A 16,216-nucleotide genomic window follows, 5' to 3' on the forward strand; every position below is an offset into this window, starting at 1 on the left:
GAGGACGCGCCTTCGGCGCAGCCGCCCCCGCCGCCGGTGCTCGAGCCGGAAATGCTGGACGAACTGCGCGAGATCGCCGGCGACGAAGCGCTGTCGATCGTCAACCTGTTCCTGGAGGACGCGCCGCGCCTGATCCGGCTGATGGAACAGGCCTCGGCGATCCCCGACCTGGAAGTGATGCGCGAGGCCGCGCACGCGCTGAAGTCGTCCAGCGCCAACGTCGGTGCGCTGGCGCTGTCCGGCGCGGCCAAGCGGATCGAACTGGGCGCCCGCGCCCACGCGCTGGAACGGCCGGCGGTGGCCGTGGCCCTGCTCATCGCCGAATACGCGCGCGCGCGCGTGGCCCTGCAGGGCTGGCTCTCGGCCAGCCAGGCCCCGGTTCAGTCCTCGAGCTTGCTCAACAGGTAGTTGGGCTCGCCGATCCGCCCGATCAGGTCGAGCTGGGTTTCCAGCCAGTCCACGTGCTCTTCCTCGTTGTCGAGGATCTTCACGAACAGCTGGCGGCTGACGTAGTCGCCGATCGAATCGGCGTAGGCCACCGCCTCGCGCAGCAGCGGGATGCCTTCCATCTCCAGCGCCAGGTCGCACTCCAGCAGTTCGCGCGGCGTCTCGCCGATGCGCAGCTTGCCCAGTGCCTGGAAGTTGGGCAGTCCTTCGAGGAACAGGATGCGTTCGGCGAGCCAGTCGGCGTGCCGCATCTCGTCGATCGACTCCTTGTACTCGTGCTCGGCCAGCTCCTTCAGGCCCCAGTTCTTCAGCATCTTGGCGTGCAGGAAGTACTGGTTGATCGCGGTGAGTTCGTTGTACAGCGCCTTGTTGAGGTACTCGATGACCTTGGCGTCGCCTCTCATGGCATCGCGCTCCGTGTTGCGGGAAACGCACGCACTCTAGCGCGCCGCGCGTGGCGGCGAAGTAACGCGAATCGTGCTCATTCGCCGGCGCCTGCCGCGCCGGCCGGGAACGCGGCTCAGGCCGCGCAGGCCAGGACCGGCAGCGGCAGCTCGGCGCGCATCTGCTCGATCATCTCGGAGGCCATGTCCAGGCAGGAACCGCAGCTGGCCCCGCAGCCGGTGCGCATGGTCAGCTCGCCGACGCTGCTGCAGCCCTTGTCCACGGCTTCGCGGATGTGGCGGTCGGTGACACCGTTGCAGAGGCAGACGTACACGGGGGCGGGTCCGGCGGGAAGGCTGGCGCCATTCCAGCAAGGATGAGAATCGTTGTCAATTGTGAGGGAGTCGCATCGGCCGCTGGCCCGCCTCCGGTCGTTCAGCCAGATGAACGACGCCCGCGTGCGCCCCGCGGCCTGCGCCTTGGGCGGTCGTGGCCGGCATTGCTGCCCGGCAGCCAGGCCTCCAGCGCCGCCGCGGACATCTGCTGCAGGGCGGCCCCCGTGCTTTCGGCCACCGGCGCCAGGTGGCGCAGCGCCCGGGCGTAGACCCCGCGCTTGAAACTGACCACATGCTCGACCGGATACCAGAAGTCGACCCAGCGCCAGTGGTCGAATTCCGGGGTCTCGGTGGCATCGAAGCGGACCAGCGACTCGTCCCCGACCAGGCGCAGCAGGAACCAGACCTGCTTCTGGCCGATGCACACCGGCCCCTCGCCACCGCGGCGGACCGCCCGCCCCGGCAGGCGATAGCGCAGCCAGCCGGGCGTGGCGCCGAGCAGTTCCACGTGCTCGGGCGACAGGCCGGTCTCCTCGTGCAGCTCGCGGTACATGGCCTCGGTCGGGGTCTCGTCGCTGCGCATGCCCCCCTGCGGGAACTGCCAGCCATCCCGGCGCACCCTGCGCGCCCAGAACACCTGGCCATCCGCGCGCATCAGGACGATGCCGACGTTCGGCCTGTATCCGTCCGGATCGATCACGATGCGGACTCCAGAAAATTCGACTGTCCCGACTCTGCCATGGCCCCGGCGGGCCGACAAGCGGCGCATTGACACCGCGGTCGGGAAGGTGAAGAATTCGCGGTTCTCCGCGTGGCTATGTAGCTCAGCCGGTTAGAGCACAGCACTCATAATGCTGGGGTCGGTGGTTCGAGTCCACCCATAGCCACCATATCGAAAGCCCCGCCGATGCGGGGCTTTTGCGTTTCAGGGAGTTCCGCCCGCACCAGCTCATCGAGTGCGACGAAGCGCCTCCAGCAGGTGCGGCAGGCTCAACATCACCGTCAACGGCTCGATGGGTGAAGGAATAAAGCCGCGTTGCAGGTAGAAGGCTCTCGCGGTCTCGTCGCTGGCATGACAGAGCAGGGCGCGAATGCCCAGTTCCTGCGCAGTGAGCGCGACCCGCAGAACGGCATCCTTCAGCAGGCCGCTGCCGACGCCGCGGCCCGCCCAGTCCTCATGCACGGCCAGGCGGCCCAGTACCGCGACGGGAATCGGGTCTGGCATGTTGCGCCGGACGCTGCCCGGCGCGGCCTCATGCGACAGCGATCCTGCAGCGAGCGCGTAGTAGCCGACCACGTCACGCCGCTCGTCGCAGACGACGAAGCAACGGGAAGCCCCGTCCTGGTGGTTCTTGCGCGCACGTTCGATCAGCCAGCGGGTGAGTCCGGGCGATGCACAGCGGAAGCCGTCCAGCCGATGCGTGTCGTCCAGCAGGCCAGGCGCGCTGATCGCCAAGGGTCAACGCTCCCAGGGCGCCGGCGTGTCCAGCAGTCGGCGCAACGCCTCGGGGTCGGCGAGGGGCGCTTCCACCAACTCGTTGAACCGCTGCATGACCTTGCGGCTGGCCACGAAGTGGGTCTGGTCGGCCAGCACTTCGCGCGCCTTCTCGCAGGACGCGTCCAGGATGAACTCGGTGCGGTTCTTGCCGGACACCTCCGCGGCACGGTCGATCAACGCCTGCTTGGCGGCAGGCGCCCGGAAGTTGATGGTCTTGGTGGCGGCGGCGGGCATGCACAGCACTCCTGAGGCTGTGCACACATTGTATACACAACCTGTGGGGCGGGCAACGCCACCCAACGGGAAACCAGCCCTGCGGCAGACGAGGCGGTGCGCGTAGCGGTCGCCCTACAGCGTGTCCTTGTAGACCACCCCGTCCTTCATGATCACCTTGAAGCTCTGCTCGGGCCGGGTGACCAGCGAGATGTCCACGGTCGGGTCGCCGTCGACCAGCAGCAGATCGGCGAGCGCGCCTTCCTTCACCACGCCGACCTCGCCCGGGTAGGGATTGCGCTTGCCGCTCAGCTGCAGCAGTTCGCCGTTGGTGCCGGTGGCCATGACCAGTGCCTCGGCCGGGGTGTACCAGCGGGTCAGGCTGGCCAGGATCGCGCCCTGCTGCGCCGCCAGTGCAGCGGAGAACAGCACGTCGGTGCCCCAGGCGGTCTTGAGCTTGTACTTCTTCGCCAGGTCGTAGGCGTGGTTGTTGCCGGCGAACACCTCGTCGGCCTTCTGCCGCTCGAACGAGCCCGGCGGGAACGCTTCTGCCAGCGCGTCGGGGAACGGCTGGATGCTCAGCCAGACGCCCTTCTGCGCGAGCAGGCGCGCGGTGTCTTCGTCCATCAGGCTGCCGTGCTCGATGACCTTGACCCCCGCCTCCACCGCCTGGCGCACCGCTTCGGCGGTGTAGGCGTGCACGGTGACGTAGGTGCCCCAGTTGCCGGCCGCCTCGGTCGCCGCTCGCAGTTCGGCCGGGGTGAAGGTGATCGCATCCAGCGGGCTGTGCGGCGAGGACACACCGCCGCCGGCGGTCAGCTTGACCTGCGCGGCGCCGCGCATGAGCTGCTCGCGCACGCGCATGCGCACCTCATCGGGGCTGTCGGCGATGGCGGTGTCGCCGTCCATGTCGGTGGGGCCGGGCGCGCCCATCGTCCGTGGCAGGTCACCGGCCTGGCGGAAGTCGCCGTGGCCGCTGGTCACGCTGATCATCGCACCGGCCGCGTAGATGCGCGGGCCGGGCAGCACGCCTTCGTCCACTGCCCGCTTGAGGCCGAAGGAGTTGCCGCCGACGTCGCGCACGCTGGTGAAGCCGCGCATCAGGGTGCGGGTGGATTCGGCGGCGGCGATCGCGGTCAGGTAGCGCTCGTCGCCGCCCAGGATCGCGGCCAGCGGCGGGGCGGCCATCATGCTGTGCCAGTGCGCGTCGATCAGGCCGGGCATGAGCACCCGCCCGCCGCCGTCGATCACCTGCGCGCCGGATTCGGCTTCCAGTCCCGCGGCGATGCGTTCGATCCGGTTGCCGCGGACCAGCACGTCCTGCGCGCCGGAAAGGCCGCCGGACACGCCGTCGAAGACGCGGACGTTGCGGAACAGCACCGCCTGCGGCGCGGCGCTTGCCGCAGGCGCGGCGGCGGCCTGTGCAGGCTCCGCCCGGGTAGCGGTGGAGCCGGGGGTGGCGACATCACCGGTGCAGGCCGCGACGAGCAGGCAGGCCGCCGCCAGCGGGCTTCGGACAAGGATGCGCATTCTCGCTCTCCAGAAGTGGGCCACCACAAAATGACATACATCCACGCACGTATGCGTGACCGCTGTGCAGCCGGGGCTCCGGCAAGCCGACCGTCGCCCCGTCCGCGGGCGCCGCCTCGCCGTGGCCGCCCGGTATTCAGCGGATGAAGTCGTACTTGAGCGAGGCCTGGAAGCGGAACACGTCGCCATCCTCCCCGCCGTCCCGGCCCATGCCCAGCAGGCCGCCGACGTCGGCGGCGAGCACCAGCTGGTTGCCCGCCGAATCCGGCCTAGCCTTGCGGCACTCCCGCCATGTTCGGCAGCTGGTGGGCGATGCCCTTGTGGCAGTCGATGCAGGTGCGCTCGCCGGTGCGCAGCCACAGGCCGTGGATCTGCGCCGCGCGCGGGCTCTGCCGGGTCAGGTCCATCGAGTCGAAGTCATGGCAGTTGCGGCATTCCAGCGAGTCGTTGGCCTTCAGTCGCGACCATTCGTGGCCGGCCAGCACCAGGCGTTCGTCGAGGAATTTCTCGCGGGTGTTGATGGTGCCGAAGATCTTGCCCCAGACCTCCTTGGAGGCCTGCATCTTGCGCGCGATCTTGTCGGTCCAGTTGTGCGGCACGTGGCAGTCCGGGCAGGTGGCGCGCACGCCGGAGCGGTTGGTGTAGTGGATGGTGCTCTTCAGCTCCTGGAACACGTTGTCGCGCATCTCGTGGCAGCTGGTGCAGAACTTCTCGGTATTGGTCGCCTCCAGCGCGGTGTTGAATCCGCCCCAGAACAGGATCCCGGCGACGAACCCGGCCACGGTCAGGAAGCCCAGGCTGTAGTAGCGGCTGGGCGAACGCAGCGTCCGCCAGGTCGACCGTACCCAGGCCTTGGTCTTCGCCCACATGGTTCAGTGCCCTCCCGATGGCGGCGCTTCGGCCGCCAGCACGCTGTCGATGTCCTTGAAGCCGTTGGCCACCAGCGTGGGCGCATCGGTCTGGACCACGTGGCACTGGCTGCAGAAGTAGCGCCGCGGCGAGATCGTGGCCAGGAACTGGGCGTCGCGGTCCATGTAGTGGGTCACGCTGACCGGGGGTGCCTGGAAGGTGGCGGCGTTGGAGCGGCCGTGGCAGAGCATGCAGCGGTTGCTGTTGAGGTCCACCTGGTAGCCGTCGATGGTGTGCGGGATGGTCGGCGGCTGCATCGGGTAGTTGCGCACCCGGCGGATGTCGGTGTTCTCCACCCGTGCCATCGGCGGCGGGTGGCCTTCCTTGTCGACCGGGACGCCGCGGCGGATCGCGTCGATCTGGCCGCCGCCGGGGATGAAGATGGCGCGTGCGTCCACCGGCACGCTGGCCGTGGCCGGCGTGGCCTCGTCGCCACCGGAACGCTTGCTGCCGAACATCCAGCCGGCGGCGAACACCAGCACCGACAGCAGCGCCACCAGCGCGACCACGACCACCAGGGGTTTGTTGCGCATGGGAATCCTCCTGGGCCTAGGCCGTGACGACCTTGACCGCGCACTTCTTGAAGTCGGTCTGCTTGGAGATCGGGTCGGTCGCGTCGAGCGTGACCTTGTTGATCAGCTGGCCGGCGTCGAACCAGGGCACGAAGATCACGCCCTTGGGCATCCGGTTGCGGCCGCGCGTCTCCACCCGCGAACGCATCTCCCCGCGCCGCGACACCACCCGCACCTCGTCGCCGCGCTTGAGGCCGCGCGCGCGCGCGTCGTCCGGGTTCATGAACACGCACGCGGCCGGGAACGAGCGGTACAGCTCGGGGATGCGCATGGTCATCGAGCCGGAGTGCCAGTGCTCCAGCACCCGCCCGGTGACCAGCCACATGTCGTAGTCGGCGTCGGGCGACTCGGCCGGCGGCTCGTACGGCAGCGCCCACACCACCGCGCGGTTGTCGGGGAAGCCGTAGAACTTGTGGCCCTCGCCCGGCTTCACGTACGGGTCGGCACCCTCGATGTAGCGGCGGCGGGTCTCCTTGCCGTCCACCACCGGCCAGCGCAGGCCGCGGGCCTGGTGGTACATCTCGAACGGCGCCAGGTCGTGGCCGTGGCCGCGGCCGAAGGTGGCGTATTCCTCGAACAGGCCCTTCTGCACGTAGAAGCCGAAGTGCTCGGACTCGTGGTTGGAATAGCCTTCTTCGATGTCCGAGAGCGGGAAGCTGTCGACCTGGCCGTTGGCGAACAGCACTTCGAACAGGGTCTTGCCCTTGAACTCCGGGTTGGCCGCCAGCAGTTCGGCCGGCCAGCACTCGTCGGTGGTGAAACGCTTGGAGAACTCCATCAGCTGCCACAGGTCCGACTTCGCGTCGCCCGGCGCGTCGACCATCTGGTGCCAGAACTGGGTGCGGCGCTCGGCATTGCCGTAGGCGCCCTCCTTCTCCACCCACATCGCGGTGGGCAGGATCAGGTCGGCCGCCTGGCAGGTGACGGTGGGATAGGCGTCGGAGACGACGATGAAGTTGTCCGGGTTGCGGTAGCCCGGCCAGGCCTCCTCGAGGATGTTGGCCGAGGCCTGCATGTTGTTGTTGACCTGCACCCAGTAGGCGTTGAGCTTGCCGTCGCGCAGCATGCGGTTCTGCTGCACGGCGTGGTAGCCCGGCTTGGGGTTGAGCGTGCCCTCCGGGATCTTCCAGATGCCTTCGGCGAACTTGCGGTGCTCGGGGTTGGCGATCGCCAGGTCCGCCGGCAGGCGGTGGCTGAAGGTGCCGACCTCGCGCGCGGTGCCGCAGGCCGAGGGCTGCCCGGTCAGCGAGAACGGGCTGTTGCCCGGGGTGGAGATCTTCCCGGTCAGCAGGTGGATGTTGTAGACCATGTTGTTGGCCCACACCCCGCGGGTGTGCTGGTTGAAGCCCATGGTCCAGAACGAGGTGACCTTCACCTCCGGGTTGGCGTACAGCTCGGCCAGCTGCTGCAGCCAGCCGCGGTCCACGCCGCTCATCTCCGCGGTCTTCTCCAGCGTGTACGGCTTCACGAACTCGGCGAATTCCTCGAACGTGATCGGCTCGCCGCCGCCCGGGTCGTCGGCGTTCTCGGCCGCCTGCTCCAGCGGGTGCTCCGGGCGCAGGCCGTAGCCGATGTTGGTGTTGCCGCGCTTGAAGTTCAGCCGGCTGTCGACGAAGGCCTTGTTGACGTTGCCGGACTGGATGATGTGGTTGGCGATGTAGTTGAGGATGTACAGGTCGGTCTGCGGCTTGAACACGATCGGGATGTCGGCCAGCTCGAAGCTGCGGTGCTCGAAGGTCGACATCACCGCGACCTTGACGTGCGGGTTCGACAGCCGGCGGTCGGTGACCCGGGTCCACAGGATCGGGTGCATCTCGGCCATGTTCGAGCCCCACAGCACGAACGCGTCGGCGGCCTCGATGTCGTCGTAGCAGCCCATCGGCTCGTCCATGCCGAAGGGGCGCATGAAGCCCATCACCGCCGAGGCCATGCAGTGCCGCGCGTTGGGGGCGATGTGGGTGCTGCGGAAGCCGGCCTTCATCAGCTTGTTGGCCGCGTAGCCCTCCCAGATCGTCCACTGGCCCGAGCCGAACATGCCGATGCCGTCGCCGCCCTTGGCCTTGAGCACCTTCTTGAACTGCTCGGCCATCACGTCGAAGGCCTCGTCCCACTCCACCGGAGTGAAGTCCCCGTCCTTGGCGTAGGCGCCGTTCTTCTTGCGCAGCAGCGGTTTGGTCAGGCGGTCCTCGCCGTACATCACCTTGGACAGGAAGTAGCCCTTGACGCAGTTGATGCCGCGGTTGACCTCCGAATGCACGTCGCCGTGGGTGGCGACCACGCGCCCGTCGCGCACGGCCACGTTCACCCCGCAGCCGGTGCCGCAGTAGCGGCACGGCGCCTTGCTCCATTTCAGCGAGGTCAGGTCGCCTTCGGTGATGAGGTTGCTGCCGCCGCCGGGCAGCGGCAGGCCGGCGGCGGCCGCGGCGGTGGCGATGGCGCTGCTGCGGATGAAATCGCGACGTGTGGTGCTCATGCGTGGGCTCCGCTCGCGGTGGCGGTGGGCAGGGGTTCGTCGAGCGCGTGGCGCGGCTCGGCATGGTGGTGGACCAGCAGGACGTTCAGCACGCCGGGGACCTCCTTGAGCTGGTCGACGCGGTCCATCACCGCGTGGCGGTCGGCCGTCTCGCACAGCACGACGCTGCGGGTCGGGCTGGACAGGGCCAGTTCCAGGTCGGCCTGCGCGGCCACCATCGCGGCCAGTGCGGCGCCGGCGTCGTCGCGGTGCTGGACCACGAAGCTGGCGATGTGGACCTCGTCGTCGCGTGCCGGGGCGCTCATGCCGGCACCTCCAGCGGCGCATGTGAAAGGGCGATCGCGGCGGTGGGGCAGATGCCGACGCAGGCGCCGCAGCCGCTGCAGCGCTCGGCGTCGACCACGGCCGCGCCGCGCCCGCCGGGCGGGACCCGGATCGCGGACTCGGGACAGATCTCGCGGCAGCTGGCGCAGACCACGCCGTGCGCCGGCAGGCAGCCGTCGCCGACCCGGGCGCGCAGCTCCCAGGGCGGGGAGAGGGTGGCGTCGAGTGCGCCGGTGGCGCAGGCCGCCGCGCAGTCGCCGCAGAAGGTGCATTCGCCGGCAACGGCGTCGAAGCGCGGCAATCCGTCGGGCCCGCGCGCGAGCACCTGCTCGGGGCAGGCGCGCACGCAGGCGTCGCAGCGCGTGCAGCGGGAGGCGAAGGCGGCCTCGGCCAGCGCCCACGGCGGGCGCAGCGCCGGAGCCGCGGGCGCGGTGCGACCGAAGAGCAAGGCACGGCGGGTCAGGGGAGCGGACACGGCCATCGGCTCACGCGGTCGGCGGCCCGGCGAAGAACACCTGCCACATCCACACCAAAAAGCCGTAGCCGGCGACGATCATGATCGCCAGCAGCGGAAAGATCACTCCCACCAGCAACAGGAACGCGATGCGCTCCTGGTTGCGGGTCCGGACTTCCTGGCCGTTCTGCTCCATGTGCCTGGCCTTTGCAGGTTGGGAACGCAGCAGTGCGTTGCTTTGGCCGAAGGCTACCACAGGGGTACGGCGCCTGCATTGCGCGCCGCGAGGCGGCGATCAGGCGTTCGATTCCCGGGAACCCGCTGCCTGCCAGTCGATCGCGACCTGCAGGCCGCCCAGGGTCGATGTAGCGAACTGCAGCCTGCCTTGGCTCGAACCGACCAGGTCGCGGACGATGAGCAGTCCCAGCCCGTCGCCGGCGTAGCCGCTGCTGTCGAGCAGATCGCCCCGGTCGTGCTGCAGCGCGTGCAGCCGCGCAGGCGGCAAGCCCGGACCGTCGTCTTCCACCGCCGCGCGCACGCCGGTGGCGGTGGGTGCCGCCGTCACCCGGATCTGGCGGACCGCGTGGCGTGCGGCGTTCTCCATCAGAGCGCCCATGATCTCCGACAGCTGCTCGGGTTCGAGCGGCAAGCGCAGGCCCGCTGCGATGTCGATGCCAAGCGCCAGCGTCTCGCCCTTCTCGGTGTGCTCGATCACGCTGGCCAGGCGTTCCACCACCTCGCCGACGTCGGCGCTGCCACGGCTCCGGCGCAAGCGCGCCAGGCGCATGCGCGCCAGCTCGCCGTCGACCACCAGCTTGATCGTGGAGATCGCCTGCTCCATCCCATCGGCCGCTTCTGTCGCCCCGGCCTCGCGCGCACGCCGACTCTGCGCGGCCAGCGCGGCCAGCGGGGTCTTCAGGCCGTGTGCCAGGTCCGAGGCACGGCGGCGCGCCTGCTCCAGGTCCTTCTGCCGCGCGTCGGCGAGCGCGTTGATCGAATCCACCAGCGGTTGCACCTCCTGCAGCGACTGCGGCGGCAGGCGCGCATCGGCGCTGCGCTCCAGCGCTTCGAGCCCGGCCGGGATGCGCCGCAGCGGGCGCAGGCCGACACTGACCTGCAGCCAGGCCGCCGCGGTGAGCACGCACCACAGCAGCAGCAGGAACACCGCCAGCTCGCGGCCGAACTCGCCGCGGGCGGTGGACAGCGCGGCGGTGTCCTGGGCCAGTTGCACCACCACTGCAGGGCGGTCGGAATCGAACTGCAGCGTGCGCTCCAGCACCATGGCCGGCTGCTCGAACGGACCAGGCCGACGCTGCAGCCGCCACCCATCGGTGGGCACCTGCGGTGGAACCGGCAGCACGCTGTCCCACAGCGAGCGCGAGCGCAGCACGCCGGCCGGCGAGGACACCTGCCAGTAGTAGCCGCCCGCCGGCTTGTCCATGCGCGCATCGCCGGGCTGGCGCTCCAGCGCCAGCCGGCCCTGCGCATCGAACACCAGGTCCGCCACCAGGCCCAGCGCGTCCCGGGTCATCTCCGCTTCGAGCCGGCGCTCCAGATGGCGCTCGAACAGCAGGGTCATGAACACCCATGCGAGGGCGAGCGCGAGCAGGATCGCACCGGCCGCGGCCAGCAGCAGCCGCCAGCGCAGGGAGCGTGCGATCACTCGCCCTCCAGCAGGTAGCCGAAGCCGCGACGGGTGCGGATGAGATCGTTGCCGAACTTGCGGCGCAGGCGCGCCACGATCGCCTCGATCGCGTTGGCATCGCCGCTGCCGTCCACGCCGTAGAGATGCTCGGCCAGCTCGCCGGCGGACACGGCGCGGCCGGCCTGGTGCGCGAGGTGGTCGAGCAGCCGGAACTCCAGCGGCGAGATCCGCACCGGCGCACCGTCGAAGGTCGCGGTCATGCGCACGGTATCCAGGCGCAGCCGCCCGGCCACCAGCGTGGGCGAAAGCCGGCCGGCGCCACGCCGCACGACCCCGCGCACGCGCGCCACCAGCTCTCCCATCTGGAAAGGCTTCGCCAGGTAATCGTCGGCGCCGGCCTCGATGCCCTCGACCTTCTCGGTCCAGTCGCCGCGCGCGGACACCACGATCACCGGGAACGCGCGGCCGGCGGTGCGCCAGCGACGCAGCACGCTCAGGCCATCCAGGCGCGGCAAGCCCAGGTCGAGCACGGCCACGTCGTAGTCCTCGACGTCGCCCTGGAACCAGGCGGACTCGCCATCGCCCACCGCGTCGACAGTGAAGCCGGCCGCCTCCAGCGCGCGCGCCAAGTCGGCGCGGATCTCAGGTTCGTCCTCGACCACCAGGCAACGCATCAATCATCCTTGATCTTCAGCACCGCGCCGTTGCGCGCGTCCAGGTAGAGCTTGCGCACGCGCCCGGTGGGCGTCAGCACCTTGACCTTGTATTCCCACAGGCCGTCCTCGCGTTCGAGCTCGACTTCGATCACGTCGCCGGGCACGCGCTGCTGGACGACGTCGAGGATCCGCGCCAGCGGCACGATCTCGCCGCGCCTGAGCAGCTCGCGCGCTTCGATGTGGTCGTCCTTGTCGGCCAGCGCCTGGTGCGCCGGCACCATGGCCAGCAGCGCGGCCAGGATCAGGAGGGGAGCGCGGCGTCGCATGCGCGACGCCGTCCGGGAGGTGGTCTTGGCTGTCGTGTTCATGGCGCCGAGCATGGGGAAGGCTTCCTGACAGCGACCTGACATGCGCAGTCGACGGCATGTCAGCGGCGCCAGTCTAGCCTGCCGGCCATTCTCCGGGAATCGGTCGCCCATGCGCCCAGACAGGAAACACACCCTCATGCACCGCTGCCTGCTGCTGGCGGCCGCCTGCGCCTTCCAGGCCCATGCGCAGGACGCGGCCCCCGCCCAGGACGGGCGCAGCGCCTACCTGCCCGGGTACTTCAGCGACAACGCGCCCGCCAATGCCTACGACATGGTCCTGCGGCTTCCCGGCTTCACCCTGGTCGAAGCCGATGCCGACGTGCGTGGCTATGCCGGTGCCTCCGGCAACGTGCTGTTCGACGGGGCGCGCCCCACGAGCAAGCGCGAGAGCCTGGCCGGCCTGCTCAAGCGCATCCCGGCGCGTTCGGTGGAGCGCATCGAGCTGATCCAGGCTGGCACGCCCGGTGTGGACATGGGCGGTTACCCGGTGCTGGCCAATGTCGTGCGCCGCAGCGATGCCAGTACCGAACTGGCGCTGGAGGCCGGGCTGAGCGCCTCGCCGGATGGCTGGATCGCTCCGCAGGGCGAGCTGGAGTACGGCCGTCGCTGGAACGGGCAGGCGCTGGACCTGAGCCTGAAGCTGGAACCGGAACTGGACGACGACACCGGCAAGGGCAGCATCGTGGAGCAGGACATCGGCGGCGACAGCGTGCGCAGCGACTGGGACACGCGCACCACCAAGCGCAAGGAAGAAGCCAGCGCGAGCTGGCGGCGACCGCTCGGCGCAGGCCAGTTGAGCCTGGTCGGCGCCGCGCGCGCGGAGTACACCGACACCGACGGCACGATCAGCGGCGGCGATGAGGACGACCAGGTCAGCCGCGAACGTGAGACCTACCGCGAAACCGAGCTGGGGGCACGCTATGTGCTGCAGATGCGCGGCCGCAGCACGCTGGAGATGATGGCCAGCCGCCAGCGTGCGGATATCGACAACGTGGAGGAGTCGCGCGAGGGCGATGACGAGGAACGCTTCGACGAGGACGGGCGCAGCGGCGAAACCATCGCCCGCCTGGACCTGACCCATGCGACCTCCGACACGCTGGCATTCAACGCCAGCATCGAGGGCGCCGACAATTTCCTGGAGCGCCACAACCGCCTGCTGGAGAACGGCGGAGTCGTGGAGGTCCCCGGATCTCAGGTGCGCGTGAGCGAACGCCGCATCGAGGCGGCCGCAGGCCTGACCTGGCAGCCGGCCGACGACTGGACCCTGGAGGCGGGCATGCGCCTGGAGAAATCGGACCTGGCCCAGACCGGCGACGAAGACCTCGAACGCCGCTTCACCTATCCCAAGCCGCGCGTCGCGCTGCGCTGGAATCCGGACGAGGCCAACCAGTGGCGCCTGTCGGTCTCGCGCGAGGTCGGCCAGCTGGACTTCTCCGACTTCGCCGCATCGGCCTCGCTGGAAGGCGGCACGATCAGCGCGGGCAACGCGCAGCTGAAGCCGGACAGCAGCTGGCGCACCGCGTTCTCCTGGGAACACCATTTCAGCGAGGACGCGGCGGTGACCCTGGGCTGGACCCACGACCGGATCAGCGACGTGGTCGACCGGGTGCTGGTGCAGCAGGGCGACGAGATCTTCGATGCGCCCGGCAACATCGGCGACGGCCGTCGCGACACGCTGTCGCTGGACCTGTCGGTGCCGATCGCCGTACTGCCCAATGCGCGCCTGCGCACCACAGCGCTGTGGCGCACGAGCACGGTCACCGACCCGGTGACCGGACAGGCGCGCGGGATTTCGGAAGAGAAGCCGTTCGAAGGCGAAATCGAGTTCACCCAGGAGCTGGCGTCGCTGCAGCTCAATTGGGGCATCCTGCTCGAACACCTGGGCGAGCGCGAGACCAAGTACCGCTACGACCGCGTCACCCGCGAGTCTGAGGACGCCGGCTGGACCCTGTTCGCCGAGCGCCGCATGGGCGAGCACTGGCGGTTGCGGGCTGAAGTCACCGACCTGTTCGGACGCGACTTCCGCGAGCAGCGCTGGAACTGGGACGACACCCGCGCCGACGGCCCGGTGTCCGATACCGAACTGCGCAAGCGCGTCTCGCCCGGGACGGTCAGTCTGACGATCCGTCGTAGTGTGGGCGGCTAGGCCAGCCCTCGGGCGGATCGAAGCCGTAGTAGCCCTTGCCCTCGCGGAAGCGCTGCAGCCGCTCCAGCTCCTTCGGATCGGACTTGCGGTCCCAGGTACGCACGCCGTTGCGCAGGTCGTCCGGGGTCAGCACCAGCGGGTCCCACACCGGCTCGCCCATCACGTCGTGCAGGGCGTAGGTGAGCGTGGGCGTATCGCCGGTCATGTCGAAGCGCATCAGGCCGACGTTGACCGAGCGGGTCCAGGTATCGCGCACGCGTACTTCCGGCACCTGGCGGATGTTCTTGTTGGCCGGCATCTGCGCCAGCGGCGAGGAACATAGGTCGTAGATGTCGTAGCCGCCCTGCTCCGAACGCGGAATGCAGTTGAGCTCGCCCATGTGCGAGTCGCCGGAAATGCACACCACCCCGCCGATGTTCTCGTCGCGGATGAAATCGAAGATCTCGTTGCGTTCGGTCAGGTAGACGGCCCAGGAATCGCCGCCGTCCTCGTTCTCCGCCGACGACCAGCCACCGCCGATGGCCAGCACCTTGAACGGCGTGCGCGAAGCCTTGAGCTCGCGCTTGAGCCAGGCCTTCTGGCGCGCACCAAGCATGGTCTTGTTGGCATCGTCGACCTGGTCGGTCGGGTCGCGGTGGTAGCGTCCGTCGAGCACGAAGAAATCCACGCCGCCGTAGTGCTGCCTGAAGTAGACGCCGGGGTTGTCGGCCTCGCCATACGACGGATTGGCCCAGAAGTTGCGGAATACACGCAGCGATTGCGCCTTGAACGGGCTGCGGCCGTCGGAGTTGTTGAAGCCGAAGTCGTGGTCGTCCCAGGTCGCCAGCTGCGGGGTGGAGCGCAGCAGCGGCTCCAGCCGCTCCACCGCGCGGCCACGGCCGTACTGGTCGACCAGGGTCGGAACCTGGTCGCTGTCGGCATAGATGTTGTCGCCCAGCCAGATGAACATGTCCGGCTCCAGCGCGCGCACCGCATTCCAGATCCGCTGGTCGGGGTCGTACTGCAGCCGGCAGCACGAGCCGAACGCGATCCGGAAATCGGCCGCGCCGGCCGGCGCGGTGCGGGTGCGGTGCGGCAGCGGCTGGAAGCGGTCGAGCTCGCCATCGAAGCGCAGCCGGTACCAGTACGCGGTATCGGGCTTCAGGCCGGTGGCGCGCAGCACCACGCAGGCCTCGTCGTCGGCGCGGGCGCGTGCCGTCGGACCGGTGACGAAACTGGCGAAGTCGCGGTCGGTCGAATACTCCAGGGTCACGTCGAACAGGCCGCTGGCGCGTACCCACACGCTGAAATGATCCGGCCCGGGCGCTCCGATCATCGGCCCCTGCAGCGCGCGCGGGTAGCCGAGCGCCTCGGCCTGCGCGCGCGACCAGGGGCCCAGCAGCGCAACCAGCCCGCCCAGGCCACCCAGTTTGGCGAAACCGCGTCGGGAAATCTTCATGCGCCACCGTCCCGCGCCTGGTTGAGCACGTCGATCAGCACGCCATGCACGGCGCCGTTGGAGACGCACACGTTCTGGCCGTGCAGGTCCAGCGGCGATCCGTCCACCGCGCTGGCCACGCCACCGGCTTCCTGCACCAGGATCACGCCCGGTGCCATGTCCCAGGCGTTGAGTGCCCGTTCCCAGTAAGCGTCCCAGCGCCCGGCCGCGACCCAGGCCATGTCCACCGCGCAGGCGCCGGTGCGGCGGATGCCGGCGACCTTGGCGCTGAGCAGGGCCATCTCGCGCGCGAACACCGGATGGTCGGGCTTGCCCGCGAACGGAATGCCGCAGGCGAGCACCGACTCGATCAGCGTACCCCGCGCGGACACGTGGATCCGTTGCCCGTTGAGCCAGCAGCCCTTGCCCTGCTCGGCCACGTACAGCTCGTCGATCATCGGCAGCCAGGTCACCCCGGCGATCACCTGGCCGTCGCGGGCCAGCGCCACGTTGACGCCCCACAGCGGGTTGCCGAACAGGAAGTTGGTAGTGCCGTCGAGCGGATCGACGATCCACAGGTGGCGCGCGTCGCCGCCGCCGAAGGTCCCGCCCTCCTCGCCGAGGAAGCCATAGTCCGGGCGCGCCTGGGCCAGGATCGCGCGCGTGGTGCGCTCGGCTTCCTCGTCGGCGACGGACACCAGGTCGGCCGGGCCGCTCTTGGCGCGCACGCCCAGTTCGGACAGGCGCGCGAAATGCGCCTGCAGCCCGGCGCCGGCCGCCTGTGCGGCCTGGATCATCGCCTTCAATTCGTCGGAAGCCTGCAGCACGTCGCTCATCACTTCACC

Annotated in this window: 19 protein-coding genes and 1 tRNA gene; 3 read left to right on the forward strand and 17 right to left on the reverse strand. The window is 69.6% G+C overall.

Annotation, left to right across the window (positions count from 1 at the left end; all coding sequences use genetic code 11):
• The coding region (locus tag CSC64_RS06015; RefSeq protein ID WP_162434425.1) for an Hpt domain-containing protein at window positions 1-408 on the forward strand (408 nt) is incomplete at its 5' end.
• Here CSC64_RS06015 and bfr read toward each other — a convergent pair.
• From bfr to CSC64_RS06030, 3 genes are all read right to left on the reverse strand, one after another.
• Window positions 381-851 (reverse strand): bacterioferritin, encoded by a 471-nt coding sequence (bfr, locus tag CSC64_RS06020; protein ID WP_162434426.1) that lies wholly within the window; start codon window positions 849-851, stop codon window positions 381-383. The two genes, CSC64_RS06015 and bfr, sit on opposite strands and share 28 nt — an antisense overlap.
• A 116-nt stretch (window positions 852-967) precedes the next feature.
• Window positions 968-1,165 (reverse strand): (2Fe-2S)-binding protein, encoded by a 198-nt coding sequence (locus tag CSC64_RS06025; RefSeq protein WP_162434427.1) that lies wholly within the window; start codon window positions 1,163-1,165, stop codon window positions 968-970.
• A gap of 101 nt (window positions 1,166-1,266) precedes the next feature.
• Window positions 1,267-1,866 (reverse strand): RNA pyrophosphohydrolase, encoded by a 600-nt coding sequence (locus CSC64_RS06030; RefSeq protein WP_162434428.1) that lies wholly within the window; start codon window positions 1,864-1,866, stop codon window positions 1,267-1,269.
• Window positions 1,867-1,979: 113 nt separating this feature from the next.
• Here CSC64_RS06030 and CSC64_RS06035 point away from each other — a divergent pair.
• A tRNA-Met gene (locus tag CSC64_RS06035) sits at window positions 1,980-2,056 on the forward strand.
• A gap of 59 nt (window positions 2,057-2,115) precedes the next feature.
• Here CSC64_RS06035 and CSC64_RS06040 read toward each other — a convergent pair.
• The 12 genes from CSC64_RS06040 to CSC64_RS06095 all read right to left on the reverse strand — a co-directional run bounded on the left by CSC64_RS06040 (window position 2,116) and on the right by CSC64_RS06095 (window position 11,766).
• On the reverse strand, window positions 2,116-2,622 hold the full coding sequence (locus CSC64_RS06040; RefSeq protein ID WP_162434429.1) for a GNAT family N-acetyltransferase: 507 nt from the start codon (window positions 2,620-2,622) through the stop codon (window positions 2,116-2,118).
• Between the two features lie 3 nt (window positions 2,623-2,625).
• Window positions 2,626-2,898, reverse strand: coding sequence for a type II toxin-antitoxin system TacA family antitoxin (locus CSC64_RS06045; protein WP_162434430.1), 273 nt, complete (start codon window positions 2,896-2,898; stop codon window positions 2,626-2,628).
• Window positions 2,899-3,012: 114 nt separating this feature from the next.
• Window positions 3,013-4,407, reverse strand: coding sequence for a metal-dependent hydrolase family protein (locus tag CSC64_RS06050; protein ID WP_162434431.1), 1,395 nt, complete (start codon window positions 4,405-4,407; stop codon window positions 3,013-3,015).
• Window positions 4,408-4,676: 269 nt separating this feature from the next.
• Entirely contained in the window at window positions 4,677-5,276 is a 600-nt protein-coding gene (locus CSC64_RS06055) for a cytochrome c3 family protein (protein ID WP_162434432.1), read from the reverse strand.
• A gap of 3 nt (window positions 5,277-5,279) precedes the next feature.
• Entirely contained in the window at window positions 5,280-5,849 is a 570-nt protein-coding gene (locus CSC64_RS06060) for a nitrate reductase cytochrome c-type subunit (RefSeq protein WP_162434433.1), read from the reverse strand.
• 16 nt (window positions 5,850-5,865) lie between these two features.
• Window positions 5,866-8,361: a periplasmic nitrate reductase subunit alpha gene (gene napA / locus CSC64_RS06065; protein ID WP_162434434.1), complete on the reverse strand. Its 2,496-nt coding sequence runs from the start codon at window positions 8,359-8,361 to the stop codon at window positions 5,866-5,868.
• Window positions 8,358-8,666, reverse strand: coding sequence for a chaperone NapD (locus CSC64_RS06070; RefSeq protein ID WP_162434435.1), 309 nt, complete (start codon window positions 8,664-8,666; stop codon window positions 8,358-8,360). Before CSC64_RS06070 ends, napA begins: the two co-directional genes overlap by 4 nt.
• Window positions 8,663-9,160 (reverse strand): ferredoxin-type protein NapF, encoded by a 498-nt coding sequence (gene napF / locus CSC64_RS06075; RefSeq protein ID WP_238389781.1) that lies wholly within the window; start codon window positions 9,158-9,160, stop codon window positions 8,663-8,665. Before napF ends, CSC64_RS06070 begins: the two co-directional genes overlap by 4 nt.
• Before the next feature lie 10 nt (window positions 9,161-9,170).
• Window positions 9,171-9,335, reverse strand: a complete 165-nt coding sequence (locus tag CSC64_RS06080) for a periplasmic nitrate reductase, NapE protein (protein ID WP_162434437.1) — start codon at window positions 9,333-9,335, stop codon at window positions 9,171-9,173.
• A gap of 99 nt (window positions 9,336-9,434) precedes the next feature.
• Entirely contained in the window at window positions 9,435-10,802 is a 1,368-nt protein-coding gene (locus CSC64_RS06085; RefSeq protein WP_238389782.1) for a sensor histidine kinase, read from the reverse strand.
• On the reverse strand, window positions 10,799-11,458 hold the full coding sequence (locus tag CSC64_RS06090) for a response regulator transcription factor (protein WP_162434438.1): 660 nt from the start codon (window positions 11,456-11,458) through the stop codon (window positions 10,799-10,801). Before CSC64_RS06090 ends, CSC64_RS06085 begins: the two co-directional genes overlap by 4 nt.
• Complete coding sequence (locus tag CSC64_RS06095; protein WP_238389783.1) at window positions 11,458-11,766, reverse strand: PepSY domain-containing protein; 309 nt, start codon at window positions 11,764-11,766, stop codon at window positions 11,458-11,460. The genes CSC64_RS06090 and CSC64_RS06095 overlap by 1 nt, the downstream gene beginning before the upstream one ends.
• 178 nt (window positions 11,767-11,944) lie before the next feature.
• Here CSC64_RS06095 and CSC64_RS06100 point away from each other — a divergent pair, with 178 nt between their 5' ends.
• Window positions 11,945-13,954 carry a TonB-dependent receptor plug domain-containing protein gene (locus CSC64_RS06100; protein WP_162434440.1) on the forward strand — a complete coding sequence of 670 codons (2,010 nt, stop codon included), beginning with the start codon at window positions 11,945-11,947 and terminating at the stop codon, window positions 13,952-13,954.
• Here the strand turns inward: CSC64_RS06100 and CSC64_RS06105 are convergent.
• Window positions 13,920-15,392, reverse strand: coding sequence for an alkaline phosphatase D family protein (locus CSC64_RS06105; RefSeq protein WP_162434441.1), 1,473 nt, complete (start codon window positions 15,390-15,392; stop codon window positions 13,920-13,922). The genes CSC64_RS06100 and CSC64_RS06105 overlap by 35 nt on opposite strands.
• Window positions 15,389-16,207, reverse strand: a complete 819-nt coding sequence (locus tag CSC64_RS06110; RefSeq protein WP_202922324.1) for an inositol monophosphatase family protein — start codon at window positions 16,205-16,207, stop codon at window positions 15,389-15,391. Before CSC64_RS06110 ends, CSC64_RS06105 begins: the two co-directional genes overlap by 4 nt.
• Window positions 16,208-16,216: the final 9 nt, after the last annotated feature.

Source organism: Pseudoxanthomonas koreensis, assembly GCF_010093225.1.
GTDB classification, from domain to species: Bacteria; Pseudomonadota; Gammaproteobacteria; order Xanthomonadales; family Xanthomonadaceae; genus Pseudoxanthomonas; species Pseudoxanthomonas koreensis.

Excerpts from the sequence above, each read along its gene's own strand:
- bfr (WP_162434426.1), bottom strand. The coding sequence starts at position 851 with ATGAGAGGCGACGCCAAGGTCATCGAGTACCTCAACAAGGCGCTGTAC.
- CSC64_RS06045 (WP_162434430.1), bottom strand. The coding sequence starts at position 2,898 with ATGCCCGCCGCCGCCACCAAGACCATCAACTTCCGGGCGCCTGCCGCC.
- CSC64_RS06050 (WP_162434431.1), bottom strand. The coding sequence starts at position 4,407 with ATGCGCATCCTTGTCCGAAGCCCGCTGGCGGCGGCCTGCCTGCTCGTC.
- CSC64_RS06055 (WP_162434432.1), bottom strand. The coding sequence starts at position 5,276 with ATGTGGGCGAAGACCAAGGCCTGGGTACGGTCGACCTGGCGGACGCTG.
- CSC64_RS06060 (WP_162434433.1), bottom strand. The coding sequence starts at position 5,849 with ATGCGCAACAAACCCCTGGTGGTCGTGGTCGCGCTGGTGGCGCTGCTG.
- napA (WP_162434434.1), bottom strand. The coding sequence starts at position 8,361 with ATGAGCACCACACGTCGCGATTTCATCCGCAGCAGCGCCATCGCCACC.
- CSC64_RS06070 (WP_162434435.1), bottom strand. The coding sequence starts at position 8,666 with ATGAGCGCCCCGGCACGCGACGACGAGGTCCACATCGCCAGCTTCGTG.
- CSC64_RS06080 (WP_162434437.1), bottom strand. The coding sequence starts at position 9,335 with ATGGAGCAGAACGGCCAGGAAGTCCGGACCCGCAACCAGGAGCGCATC.
- CSC64_RS06090 (WP_162434438.1), bottom strand. The coding sequence starts at position 11,458 with ATGCGTTGCCTGGTGGTCGAGGACGAACCTGAGATCCGCGCCGACTTG.
- CSC64_RS06095 (WP_238389783.1), bottom strand. The coding sequence starts at position 11,766 with ATGCGACGCCGCGCTCCCCTCCTGATCCTGGCCGCGCTGCTGGCCATG.
- CSC64_RS06100 (WP_162434440.1), top strand. The coding sequence starts at position 11,945 with ATGCACCGCTGCCTGCTGCTGGCGGCCGCCTGCGCCTTCCAGGCCCAT.
- CSC64_RS06105 (WP_162434441.1), bottom strand. The coding sequence starts at position 15,392 with ATGAAGATTTCCCGACGCGGTTTCGCCAAACTGGGTGGCCTGGGCGGG.
- CSC64_RS06110 (WP_202922324.1), bottom strand. The coding sequence starts at position 16,207 with ATGAGCGACGTGCTGCAGGCTTCCGACGAATTGAAGGCGATGATCCAG.